Genomic DNA, 12,570 nt, shown 5'->3' on the forward strand with positions numbered 1-12,570 from the left:
CGTCAAGGGCCTGAGCCGGAGAGCGGTTCCACCAGATCGGATTGCGCCTCGCGCGCGTCGGTCGCCAAGGTTGCGACCGCCGCCGACGAGGACGCTCTGTCAAACCCCTCCGATGGCATCGCAAATCCCATTTCCAGGCTCGCCTCAACTTCGCGCAAGGCCATCTCGGCCGCTGCCGTGCGCGCATACAGATGAGGGATCCAGGCATCGCTCCAAAACAGAAAACAACTGGTCTCAGCCTCCAGAATCAAACGCCGTGCGCGGAACATCGCCTCGCTCGCCACCCGAAAGGCGTCGGGTTGACCGCGGCACAGATCCCAGTAGCGCGCGCTCAGTCGTTTCACCTCGGCGACCGCCTGGCGCTGCCGCTCGCTGCCAAACCACTGAGAGAGATCCTCGCCCGAAGTCGAGCCCACATTCCAGGCTCCGGTCTGGATCCGCGCCTGGGTTAACGGTCGGATCTGGGCGAGATAATGACTCAGGCAGATGGGCTTGATCGGATAGTCGGCCGTGCGACACCGATCCATATAGGGCGCGAAAAAATGACCGAAAAAGCCAGATTCCTCATGGAGCTGGCGAAACCAGCCGCCGTTTTCTCCGTCCGACCAGGTTGTCACCAGACGGCGTTCTCGTGGACGCGGCGAACCGGCGATACGCCACCGGACTTCATCCTGGAACCATTGCAGATCGATGCCGCTTGACTGTGCGTTGGAGACGTCTCGATCTCGCGGGACCACGCTGATACAGCACCCATCGTGGCAGGCGACATAGGGCCGAAAGATGTCGCTGATGCCATCCTCGGGGCGGACATGCACACCATCGACCACGACATAGTCGTAACCGGCCTGAACCAGAGCCGGAATCATGTCCATGGTGAAGGCCATCTCCGGCGGCCAGAATCCGCGCGGGACGCGCCCGAACACCCGCTCCATGATGGCCATGCCGCGTTCGAGCTGCTCAAGCCAATCCGCGCGCGGAATGAGCGGGAAGATCGGATGATAGTATCCCATGCCGATCAGCTCGATATTCTCGGCCTCCCGATACTGTTCGAGCATCGCCGGAAGATCGACGAGATGCCGATAACGGTCGACGATGTCCGGATCGATCAGCTGTTCCAGCAGGACACCGGAGAACCCGATATGCAAACGCGCCACATCCCGATACGTCAAGGCATACCGAACGACCCGCTCGTAGCAGCGAACGATCTCCTCCGCCTCCCAGGGGTTGACCTCGATCAGCAGGCGCAGATTGCCTGGCGGCTGATGCAGATGCAGCCCAATTGCATGGTGGATGATAGTCCCAGTCATGGCTCCTCATTCAGTCAGACGCCGTGCGGCCGACTCGGCCAGAGGCGGGAGGCTTCGCAACCGGCGGAAATCAGGAAGCCAGAAATCGCTTTTACCCACCAACATGCATGGCCACATGCCAGCTTGGCCAACATAAAACAAAGGGCATGAAGCGGTCAAAGGCTTAATGCGAAACGCAGATCATTAGATTGCGATCCGCCAATCGATGCGGCAACAACCGCACCCGGCCGTTTCGCCATGCCGGTTGGCATGACCGCCCTCGATGACTTAAGATCCATGACAATTATCAATACGAAGCGCGCCGGACGACCACTGCATGGGGTCGCATAGGCGGTCGCCACCATGGGATAGAGAGACCGTGAAAGACCCAAAACGTGTTCCCCGTCGCTTTTCGCTGCTCGCCTTGGTGCTCGTGTTCCTGGCGGGTATCGCTTTCGTGGGCACGGCCAACTACGCCATCACCGCCACCAACACCCTGGAATTCTGCACCTCGTGCCATACGATGCAGACCAATTACCAGGAATATCAGGAAACGCTCCATTTCAAGAATCCCTCGGGCGTCCAGGCCACCTGCGCCGATTGTCATGTCCCGAAGCAACTCGGCCCCAAGCTGATCACCAAGATCATCGCCGCCAAGGATGTCTATCACGAGATCATGGGCACCATCGACACCCCCGAGAAATTCGAGGCGCGCCGCTGGCACATGGCCAATAACGTCTGGAAAAAGATGAAGGCCAGCGATTCGCGCGAGTGCCGAACCTGCCACGATTTCGCGAACATGGATCTCTCCGAGCAGACCCGCTCGGCGCGCAGCCGGCACGCGGCGGCGGAAGACAAGGGCGAGACCTGCATCGATTGTCATAAGGGTGTCGTCCATCACGAACCAGACGCGCCGGAGGAACCGGATCCTGCCGAGACGGCCCAAGCGGACCCATCCTGAATGCGCGACGAAGCCAAGGTTCCGAGTCCATCATGAAAAGATCGCACACCTTCAGCACCGGCGTCGCACTCCTGCTCGCGGTTCTCTGTCTGCCCGGCCCGCTGGTCTGGGCCGAGGAGGCGGATTCCGGCACCGCCCTGCGGCTGGCGGCCATGATCGGCGACACCGACGCCGTGACCGAGCAGCTCGACCGGGGCATTCCGGTCGATGCCCCGAGCGCCTTCGGCAAAACGGCGCTGATGCTGGCCGTGGAGACCAACGATCTCGCCACCGTCGCGCTCCTGCTCACGCGCGGCGCCAATGTCAACGCGCGCACCGTGGCCGGCTGCACGCCACTGACCTTCGCCGCCGAGTCCGGACACATCGGCATCTCCGCCCTGCTTCTGGAACGCGGCGCGCATGTCCACGATCGGACCCGCGCGGGCTGGGATGCCTTGATGATCGCCTCGCGCTACGGGATCGCCGACATGGTCGAGCAACTGATTTTCCGCGGCGCCGACCCCAAGGCATCCGACCGGGAGGGCCGGACCGCGCTCATGCTGGCCGCTCGCAACGGTCATGCCGGGCTGGTGAACCTTCTGGTCGACGCGGGCGCGGAACCGGAATCCCGCGACCGGGAAGGCGCCACGGCCCTGCTCATCGCCGCGGAACATGGCCATCTCGACGTCGTGCGGGCACTGCTTGAGCAAGGGGCTGATGTCAACGCCCGCGATGCGCTCGGCGCCAGCGCGCTGATCATCGCGAGCGGGCAAGGACAGGCAGCGCTGGCCGAACATCTGATCGAAAAAGGCGCCGACCCGAACCTTCAGGATCAGGACGGAACCTCGGCGTTGATGGCGGCGGTGAACGGCGGCCACCATGCGCTGATCCCGCTTCTGACCAACGCCGGCGCCAGATCGGATCTGAAGGACAACCAAGGCCACACGGCGCTGGATCTTGCGAACCGAAAGAATGATCGGGACGCCATCGATTTGCTCGCGCGGGTATCCGCATAATCGCAACGATTGCAAGGCAAGACCCAAGCGCCGAAACGGCGCTTGCATGAACCATAAGAATGCCGTGGCCATGATCGCCACGCACCCATCCATCCGCACCACCCGGATGGCTCAAGCTCCACCGATTGACCCTATCATAACCAGAGGAAAGGAGGAGGAATCAACACCATGGCTAGAAAAACCCTGCAAACGACCCTGTTGACCGGCGCGCTCGCCCTGGGTGCCTCATCGGGCGCCTGGGCCGAGGCCACCGGCGCGATGCTCGCCAACAGTTGCGCCGGCTGCCACGGACCCCACGGCAACAGCGTCGGCCCCGCCTCGCCGAGTATCGCCGCCATGGATCCGGTGGTCTTCGTCGAGACGATGGAAGAGTTCAAGAACGGCGAGACCTATTCGACCATCATGGGCCGCATCGCCAAGGGCTATTCGACGGGCGAGTTCGAAAAAATGGCCGAGTATTTCCACGCGCAGACCTACCAGCCGGCCAAGCAATCGTTCGACACCGCGCTCGCGGATAAGGGTGCGAAACTCCACGATAAATATTGCGAGAAGTGTCACGCCGAGGGCGGCAAGCCACTGGTCGACGAAGAGGACTACAACATCCTGGCCGGACAGTGGCTGCCCTATCTTCAATACGCCATGGAAGATTTCCGCGCGGATCGCCGCGAGATGGAAAAGAAGATGCGGACCAAGCTCAACGAACTGCTCAAGGCCGAGGGCGAGGACGGCATCGCCGCCGTCAATGCCTTCTATGCCAGCCAACAATAACGACCCCGGAGGAGAACAAAGGCATGAAACTCAGCAGACGTGATTTCGTTAAAGTCTCCGGGGCCGCGGCGGCGGCCAGTCTCTTCGGCTTCCCCCATCTCGCGCTTGGCGCCACCCAGAAGGTGGTCGTCATCGGCGGAGGAACGGGCGGCGCCACCGCCGCCAAATACCTCAAACTGGCCGATTCCAGCATCGATGTCACCCTCATCGAACCCAACGAGGTCTATTACACCTGCTATCTCAGCAACGAGGTCATCGGCGGGGAACGGAAACTGGAATCGCTCCGGCAGACCTACGACGGGCTCAAGGCGCACGGCATCAAGGTGGTTCATGACAGCGCCACCGGCATCGACCCCGACAAGAAGACGGTGAAAACCGCCGGCGGCGCCGAGTACAGCTACGATCGCTGCATCGTCGCCCCCGGCATCGAACTCCTCTACGAGAAGATCGCGGGCTATAGCGAGGCGGCGGCCGAGACCCTGCCCCACGCCTGGAAGGCCGGCGAGCAGACCCGCATCCTGCGCAAACAGTTGGAAGACATGAAGGATGGCGGCACCGTGATCATCGCTGCCCCGCCGGCGCCCTTCCGCTGCCCGCCCGGACCCTACGAGCGCGCCAGTCAGATCGCCCATTATCTGAAGGCCCACAAACCGAAATCGAAGGTCATCATCCTCGACAACAGCCAGAAATTCTCCAAGCAGGCCCAGTTCACCAAGGGTTGGGAGACGCTTTATGGCTTCGGGACCGACAACGCCCTGATCGAATGGCGTCCGGGACCGGACGCGGCGGTGGTTAAGGTGGACGCCGGCGAGATGCTCGCCGAAACGAACTTCGGCGACGAGATCAAGGCGCATGTGATCAACGTCATCCCGCCGCAGCGCGCAGGCAAGATCGCCCAGACCGCCGGGCTTGCCAACGAGAGCGGCTGGTGCCCGGTCGATGTCAAGACCTTCGAGTCCAAGCTGCACAAGGGGATTCATGTCATCGGCGACGCCTGTATCGCCACCGAGATGCCTAAATCCGGCTATTCCGCCAACAGTCAGGGCAAGGTCGCGGCGGCGGCCGTGGTCGCGATGCTCAAGGGCGAGGAACCCGGCACGCCGTCCTATCTCAATACCTGTTACTCGATCATCGGTCCCGCCTATGGGATCTCGGTCGCAGGCGTCTACCGACTCAGCGAGGATGGCGCGACCATCGCCAGCGTCCCGGACTCCGGCGGCGTGACGCCGGTCGATGCCCCGGACTGGGCCCTGGCGCGCGAGGTCGAGTACGCCTACAGTTGGTACAACAACATCGTGCACGATATTTTCGGATAAACGCAAAATCCGGCTGAGCACGAGATTGACAGGCCCGTTCGGGTCATCGCTTCAAAGGGGCCACAAGGCCCCTTTTTTCTGCCTTGATTCTGTGTTCTTCTCCTCCCATCACCTGTGATCCCGAGGAGAGCGCACAATGCCAGAGGAAATCGTCGGTCATTGCTGGAATTGCGGACATGGCCTGACCAAGCCGGATTATGGGCGGGAGTCGAACTGCCTGAACTGCGACAAACCGATCCATTGTTGCCGCAACTGCCGCCACTATGCGCCAGGGCGACCGAACGAGTGCATGGAGCCTCTGGTGGAACGCGTGGTGGAGAAAACGCGCGCGAATTTCTGCGAATTCTTCGAGCCGGCCATGCGCGCGGGCGGCCCTGCCGCCAGCGCCACGGACCCGGAGCGACTGCGCGGCGCGGCCGAGGATCTTTTTAAATAGCCCGGCTAAACTCTGTGAAACCACTCCTTCTCGCGTCGCTGCTGTGCCTAGCCATCGGCAGCGGCGCCTGTGCACGGAATGACGACATGACCGACGCACGCAACCATTTGATCGAGCAAATCGAAAGCGAGGTACGGATGACCGCGCGCGAGCTGGGCGTCAGCGGACTCGATCCCAGGGTCGCCGACGCCCTGCGCCGGGTGCCGCGCGAGCGTTTCGTCCCCGAGTCGGAACGCCATCTCGCCTATCGCAATCATCCGCTCCCCATCGGCGGCGGACAGACCATTTCCCAGCCCTATATCGTCGCCATCATGAGCCAACTGCTGGCGGTTGGCCCTGGCGATCGGGTGTTCGAACTGGGGACCGGTTCCGGTTATCAGGCCGCCGTCCTGGCGGCCTTGGGCGTCGAGGTCTATTCGGTGGAGATCGTCCCGGAACTGGCCGCGCGGGCCGCCGCGACACTCGCGGAGCTTGGCGAGGACAAGGTCCGGGTGCGCGCGGGCGACGGCTGGCTTGGCTGGCCCGAGGCGGCACCCTTCGATGGCATCGTCGTCACCGCCGCCGCGCCCGCGTTACCGCGCCATCTGATCGATCAGCTCAAACCAAATGGTCGGCTGGTGATCCCGCTGGGCGGCGCCGACTCGATTCAGCAGTTGGCGCTGTTCGAGAAGGACGCGGACGGACGCTTGCAACGCCGTAACCTGATCGATGTCCGCTTCGTCCCGGTGACGGGATCCATGGCCCCTTGATCCTCGCGCGCGCGCTGTCCGTCGACCTTGTCAGAAATCTTTGGGAGCAGGCACGGGCCAGCTATCATCGGCGCGTCCTGCTCCTCGCCGGCGCGGCCGACTGGACGGCGTCTGGCGCGCGTCTGGCCGTCGCCGCCCTGCCCGAACTCTCGCCCGTCTGGCTCACGCGGCGCCCGCTCGCGGACAGGATCCGCCCCATCCGCGACGCCATCCAGTTGCTCGGTCAGGATCTGGATCTGCTGATCTACGATGCCCATGGCGGATTCGACCCGGACGGTTTCGGCGCCGCTACCGGCGCCATTCGCGGGGGCGGTCTCCTGATTCTGCTAACGCCGCCGCTCGCCGATTGGCCGAACCGGAGCGACCCGGAAGCCGAACGCATCGCCGTCTGGCCCCATGCGGCGGACGCGCTGACCGGGCGCTTTCTCGCGCGGCTGGTCCGCGTGCTGATGGCCGATCCGGCGATCGTCGCCCTCCAGCAACAGGACGGGCTTTCGCTTCCCGATTGGACGGCGTCACAACCAGTCGGGTGGGCAACGTTTGGCCTGAACGAAGTCGAGGGGCGAAGCGTGCCCAGCGTGACGACTCCATCGCCCAAGGACGAGCGTCGGCGCGTGGAAGATGGGCACGGCCCATGGCCTTTGCCCATCCTACGATCGGTCGAGCCAGAACGAGCCGAGACATCCGAGCGCATCCGCCCAAGCGCCCTTCGGCCGCGCGCGGCGCCAGTCACTCCCGATCAACAACAGGCCGTCGATGCCATCCTCAAAACCGCGCATGGACGTGCCCGCCGACCACTGGTCCTGACCGCCCATCGCGGACGCGGCAAAAGCGCGGCGCTTGGACTGGCGGCCGGGCACCTGTTACGCGCCGGCGACGGCCGAATCCTGGTGACCGCGCCCAGACGCGCTTCGGTCGATCCCGTCTTTTGGCATGCCGAAGCCGTCCTGCGCGAGACGGAGCATCCAGCCGTCGCGGCGGCCATCGGCAGGCTGTCGTTTCAGTCGCCCGCCGAACTCGTCGCCAATGGCCCGGACGCCGATCTGCTGCTGGTCGACGAGGCGGCGGGCATTCCGGCGCCCCTGCTCGAAACCCTGCTCGCCCGCTATCCGCGCGTCGTCTTCGCGACCACGGTGCATGGCTACGAAGGCACTGGCCGGGGGTTCGAGATTCGCTTTCGCGCCACCCTGGACCGCCTGACCCCGAACTGGCGCGCGCTCAGGCTCGACACCCCGATCCGCTGGGCGCCTGCCGATCCGCTGGAGACGCTCACCTTCCGCGCGCTCCTGCTCGACGCCGCACCGGCGCCAGACGATCAACTGACTGCCGCCAGCCCCGCCACCTGCCGCTGCGAGCGACTCGATCCCGACGCACTCGCCGAAGACGAACCGACCTTGCGCGAACTCTTCGGCCTGCTGGTCCTCGCCCACTACCAGACCCGCCCCATGGATCTGCGGATGCTGCTTGACGGAGCGAACGTGCGGATCTACGTGCTGCGTCACGGCGAGCGGATCGCCGCGACCCTGCTCGCCGCCGAGGAAGGCGGTTTCGCGGACCCCGCGCTGCGCGAGTCGATCTATCTGGGACAGCGCCGACCGCGCGGCCATCTGCTGCCGCAAACGCTCTCCGCGCACGCCGGTCTGCTGGAGGCGCCCGCTTTCCGCTATCTGCGCGTGATCCGGATCGCCGTCCATCCGGCGCTCATCGGGCGCGGTCTGGGACGCGTGCTGCTGCATGCGCTCTTTCGCGACGGACGAGCGGACGGCGTCGACCTGGCGGGCGCCAGTTTCGGAGCCACGCCCGAACTGCTGCGCTTTTGGGACCGCTGCGGCTATCGCCCGGTTCAAATCGGCACCAGCCGCAACGCCGCCAGCGGCGAACAGGCGGTCGTCGCGCTCCGGCGTCTGAACGCCCGCGGCTGGCGGTTCGCCGCGATGGCTCGGCAGCGTCTTGCCTCCCGTCTGCCGGTCCTGCTGGCCGGGCCGCTGCGGGCACTCTCCCCCGACGTTGCCGTCGCGCTGATGGCATCGTTACGCACCGCAACCGAGTCCGTCGCAGCGCATGCCCCGCAAGAGCTCGCGATGCGCCGCGAACTGGCGGGCTTCGCCGCCGGTCATCGCACCCTGGACGCCACCCTTCCGCTACTGGCGGAGATCACGCATCGCCAACTCGGCGCCTGCCTGAGCGCCGGTAGGATCAATGCGCGGGATGCCGCCCTCTTGATCGCCGCGGTCTGTCAACTGCGTCCGATGACGGAATTGGTCGACGTCTTCTTCTACCCGGGGCGTCAAGCGCTCCTGACCGATCTACGCCGAATCGCCGGCCAGTTGTTGACAGCCCTCCGGGCTTGCGTCCCGCTGGCTTGAAGTGGAACATGGCATCTCGAACCGCGCCGGCGTTCATCCAGGACGTGCGACTCGGTTCATCGTCCCGGTGAGCAACGAACCAAACCGACCAGGAGAATCGATCTTGTACCCTCGGGCCATAACGACACTCGCATGCCTCGCGCTTCTCGTGCCGGCAATCCCTGGCTGTCTGGTGACGGTCAGCAGTCCACCGCTGGAGGTGGTCTATGGCCCGCCACTGGAATATGGCTATCAACCGCTTCTGTACGACGGCTATGTGGTCTATTTCGCCGATGACGGGATCCCCTATTACTGGAGCGGCGGCACCCGTCTCTGGGTGCCCACGTATGCCCGCGCGCGTTATGTCTCGCACTGGCACCGCTACAAGCCGGCTTATCGCAACTGGTACAAACACCACAGGAACACGTATAAAACCCATCGCTACCAGGGCCGGGCCGGGATTCCGTCCCGACCGGACAATCGTGCGGCGGTTGCACCCGATGTCCGTTCCGCTCCCCCGCGTCATCGCGATCGCGATGGCAATCCGCCAGGGCCAGCCGGCAGGCCTGGCACCAATTGGGAGAACCGCCCCGGTCCAGCCGGCGGCGCCGGGGCATCCCCGGATCGACGTCGCACTGCCCCTTCCGACTGGTACCGCGACAGCGATCTCTCCAGATCAGCGCCGCGTCGCGGCAGTCCGTGGGAAAACCGCGCGGATCCAATCCGCGATCGCGGGACGGCGCCGAATCCTCGCCAGTCTTTTCCGCGCGAGAGGGATAACAACGTCAATCCAGGCAGATCCTTCGGTGGTGCGGACGCGCAGCGGGATGGACGATTCCGATCGAACGACAGTGCAGTGGAAAGGAGTGATCCTCGGTCTTCGACCTTTCCGTCACGCGCCAATCTTCAAGACCGCGGCTGGCCAGCGGAGAGACAGATCCGCTCACCGCAGAGCAACGCCGGGCGGGCTGGAGGCCAGGACGTGCGCGGTTCCGAATCGAGATGGGCACGCTGAACGGAAGGCTGTCTCCGGGAGAATTCATCCCCAGGTTCAAGGCTACGAAATGGACAGGACGATCAGGATGTCGGTGCTTCCGCCATGCGTTCCTCCTGCCTCTGCACGAGATCAAACACGGGCGGCTCCTTCCCCGCCCATAAGAGCGTATGCAGTTCGTAGAGCCCGTCCCGATGGGAAATCAATGTTCGCTTCTCCTGCTGACTGAGGCTGCCCTGCCCTTCATCCTGGAGTTTGAAAATGAGTCCCTCCAGTGCGTGACGACGACGACGGCTCGGCATTTCGTCCGGCAATAAGGCCGCGTGCAGGGCGTAGGTCCAGGGATCCGCCACGGACTGGGACCAGACGTCGCGGTCACTGGATGCGGCAAAAGGAGGCGTTTGGGGAGCGGCCAGGTTTTCATCGAGCAGACTGAGCACCCTGGGCTCTTCCGATTCCTCCGGCGTCAGGAACAGACCGGCGCGCCGCGCCAGACGGCCGATCGAGGTCCGACTGGTGATCATGGAGACCGGAATCGAGAGCGCGAGTCCCGCCAGGACCGGGGTGAACCACCAGAAAAAGGCGGGGACATAGGTATAGGTCGCAACCCCGGTAGCGACCGCGATTAGGGTGTGAACGCCATGCGCGCCCACCGCCTCGGCCAACCCGGTCTGATGATCGCCGCGCTCCTGGGCAGGCCAGCCCACGGAGGTTCTTAGCAGGATCGCCGCCACGAACTTGCTCTGAAACAACATCAGCACGGGTGCGAGCAGGACGGAAAAGAAGCTCTCGATCAGCACGCTCAGCGCCGCCCTTGGCAGGCCACCAAAGCGCCGTGCCTGGACCGGATCGACGGCCAGCAGAATCAGGGAAAGCAGCTTCGGCAGAAACAACAGGGCCAGGGTCACCCAGAGCACGGTGGCCATTTCGACCGCGTAGGACTCGGGCCAAACCGGAAGCACGTTATCTCCGAAGAAATAGACTGGTACCTTCAGGCTCCTGAAATAGGCCTCGATCCCGGTCGCAATCAGGAACAGCAGCCACAGGGGCGATGCCAGATAGGACATGACGCCCATCGCGAAATGGATGCGACTCAAGGATTTGAAACCGCGCGCCAGAACGAGACGGGAATGTTGCAGGTTGCCTTGACACCAGCGCCGATCCCGCTTCGCGTAGTCGATCAGGGTTGGCGGGATTTCTTCGTAGCTGCCGCCCAGATCGTCCGCGAGCCGAACCTTCCAGCCCGAGCGCGCCAGCAGGGCGGCCTCGACGAAATCGTGACTGAGAATCTCCCCACCAAATGGCTCGTGTCCCGGCAATTGGGGCAGACCGCAATGCTCGGCGAAGGGTCGGACCCGAATGATGGCGTTGTGACCCCAGAAATTCGCCGTGTCCTGCTGCCAATAGGCCAGTCCCGCCACGAACATATTGCCATACAGACTGCCAGCGAATTGCAACATGCGCGCGAACAGCGAGGAGCGATTGACCGGCACCGGCGGCACCTGAATCAGGGCAACGCGCCGGTCGGACTCCATGCGCCGGACCATCTCCAGCAGGGTTTCGCCAGTCATGATGCTGTCGGCGTCGAGGACGATCATGTAGCGATAGCGACCGCCCCACTGCCGGCAGAAGTCGGCCAGATTGCCGCTCTTGCGGGCGGTGTTTTCCACCCGGTTGCGATAAAAGAGCCGCGCCGGCTGGTCCAGTTCCAGCGCCCACTGGCGCCACTGGATCTCCTCCTGGATCCAGGTCTCGGGATCGCGAGTATCGCTCAGCACGAAGATCTCGAATCCCTCGGGGTGCCCCGTCTCCGCCAGGGATTGAACCATAGCCTTCAGACCCGCGAAGACCCGCTGCGGATCCTCGTTGTACACCGGCATGACCAAGGCGGTTTTGAATGATTCGTTCGCCTCTTCAGGATGGTCTTGAACGATATCGCCAGCCGGAGCGCGACGGCCCATGCGGCGCAGGATCCGCGCAAATCCAAGGGCGGCGGTCCAGAAGGAGGCGGTGATCCAGAGCATCAGGATCGCATAGAGGATCAGCAGCGCCAGTTCCAGAGGGGTGACGCCGTCATCCTGAATCGCCGCCGACAGCAGGGACATGGCACCCAGCGTGGTGAGCGTCACAAGGGAGAAAAAGATTGGCCGGTGAAAGTGGCGTCCCCAACCGGAGAATCGCCCATTGTTGGTCGTCATGACCGTTCTCCACGAGGGTTCGTTGGCAGGTCCGGCTGACAGAAGAGCCGGCAGATGGCGTCGGCAATCCGCCGGCGCAGACGGTGACAGCAAAGCTCGATCATGCTTGCCTGCATCGTCAGGGGCGCGAATTCCGGCACGGCGTCACGCTGGAACGCACGGATCGTCGGGGCCAGTGCGTCGCCCGCGAGACCGGCCCAGCGCGCGCTCCAGCCGGGGATGGTGCCGCCGAGCACCGCCGCGCGCGCCGTGGCGAGCGCATTCGCGTCGCCGTCGATGCCCAACTCCACGGTCAGCCATTCGTCGAGCAGTGCGTGGGTCTCCTCGATCGCGGCCTCCACGGCATCCTCCAGGGGGGCATGGGTTGCGCGAATCTCCAAGCGCAGACGCACCTGTTCGCTCAGCCGATCAATCTCCTGAGGCTCCCTGACGCCCAGGGCCGTCAGATACTCGAACACGCGCCGCGCCGCGCGTGTCCAGTCGGAGGCTTTCGTCGGCATGGCAGTACCGTCCGGGAGGGCG

Annotated in this window: 11 protein-coding genes; 8 read left to right on the top strand and 3 right to left on the bottom strand. The window is 64.2% G+C overall.

Translation table 11 applies throughout. From position 1 onward, the window contains the following. Positions 1-2: 2 nt before the first annotated feature. The gene (locus CCR95_RS09900; RefSeq protein ID WP_201093955.1) at positions 3-1,307 is read right to left on the bottom strand and encodes a polysaccharide deacetylase family protein; all 1,305 of its coding nucleotides are present in this window, start codon (positions 1,305-1,307) and stop codon (positions 3-5) included. A gap of 358 nt (positions 1,308-1,665) precedes the next feature. Between CCR95_RS09900 and CCR95_RS09905 the strand changes: the two genes are divergently transcribed. The 8 genes from CCR95_RS09905 (at position 1,666) to CCR95_RS09940 (ending at position 9,871) form a co-directional block, all read left to right on the top strand. After that, positions 1,666-2,247 (top strand): NapC/NirT family cytochrome c, encoded by a 582-nt coding sequence (locus CCR95_RS09905; protein WP_201093957.1) that lies wholly within the window; start codon positions 1,666-1,668, stop codon positions 2,245-2,247. Between the two features lie 32 nt (positions 2,248-2,279). After that, the gene (locus CCR95_RS09910) at positions 2,280-3,242 is read left to right on the top strand and encodes an ankyrin repeat domain-containing protein (protein WP_201093959.1); all 963 of its coding nucleotides are present in this window, start codon (positions 2,280-2,282) and stop codon (positions 3,240-3,242) included. Between the two features lie 168 nt (positions 3,243-3,410). Beyond that, positions 3,411-4,010 carry a c-type cytochrome gene (locus CCR95_RS09915; RefSeq protein ID WP_201093961.1) on the top strand — a complete coding sequence of 200 codons (600 nt, stop codon included), beginning with the start codon at positions 3,411-3,413 and terminating at the stop codon, positions 4,008-4,010. A gap of 23 nt (positions 4,011-4,033) precedes the next feature. Next, positions 4,034-5,326 (top strand): sulfide-cytochrome-c reductase, encoded by a 1,293-nt coding sequence (gene fccB / locus CCR95_RS09920; protein ID WP_201093968.1) that lies wholly within the window; start codon positions 4,034-4,036, stop codon positions 5,324-5,326. A gap of 136 nt (positions 5,327-5,462) precedes the next feature. Next, complete coding sequence (locus CCR95_RS09925; protein WP_201093970.1) at positions 5,463-5,762, top strand: rhodanese-like domain-containing protein; 300 nt, start codon at positions 5,463-5,465, stop codon at positions 5,760-5,762. A 14-nt stretch (positions 5,763-5,776) separates the two neighbouring features. Continuing rightward, entirely contained in the window at positions 5,777-6,511 is a 735-nt protein-coding gene (locus tag CCR95_RS09930) for a protein-L-isoaspartate(D-aspartate) O-methyltransferase (protein WP_338115377.1), read from the top strand. Next, the gene (locus tag CCR95_RS09935; protein WP_201093971.1) at positions 6,508-8,877 is read left to right on the top strand and encodes a tRNA(Met) cytidine acetyltransferase TmcA; all 2,370 of its coding nucleotides are present in this window, start codon (positions 6,508-6,510) and stop codon (positions 8,875-8,877) included. Before CCR95_RS09930 ends, CCR95_RS09935 begins: the two co-directional genes overlap by 4 nt. Before the next feature lie 148 nt (positions 8,878-9,025). Further along, a complete protein-coding gene (locus tag CCR95_RS09940; protein WP_201094064.1) occupies positions 9,026-9,871 on the top strand; it encodes a hypothetical protein in 846 nt (281 codons plus the stop codon). Between the two features lie 62 nt (positions 9,872-9,933). Here the strand turns inward: CCR95_RS09940 and mdoH are convergent, their stop codons facing one another. Both mdoH and CCR95_RS09950 read right to left on the bottom strand, forming a co-directional pair. Further along, the gene (mdoH, locus tag CCR95_RS09945; RefSeq protein ID WP_201093972.1) at positions 9,934-12,048 is read right to left on the bottom strand and encodes a glucans biosynthesis glucosyltransferase MdoH; all 2,115 of its coding nucleotides are present in this window, start codon (positions 12,046-12,048) and stop codon (positions 9,934-9,936) included. Then, positions 12,045-12,548 (bottom strand): hypothetical protein, encoded by a 504-nt coding sequence (locus CCR95_RS09950; RefSeq protein WP_201093973.1) that lies wholly within the window; start codon positions 12,546-12,548, stop codon positions 12,045-12,047. The genes mdoH and CCR95_RS09950 overlap by 4 nt, the downstream gene beginning before the upstream one ends. Positions 12,549-12,570 lie beyond the last annotated feature (22 nt).

The organism is Thiocystis minor (genome assembly GCF_016653465.1).
GTDB classification, from domain to species: Bacteria; Pseudomonadota; Gammaproteobacteria; order Chromatiales; family Chromatiaceae; genus Chromatium; species Chromatium minus.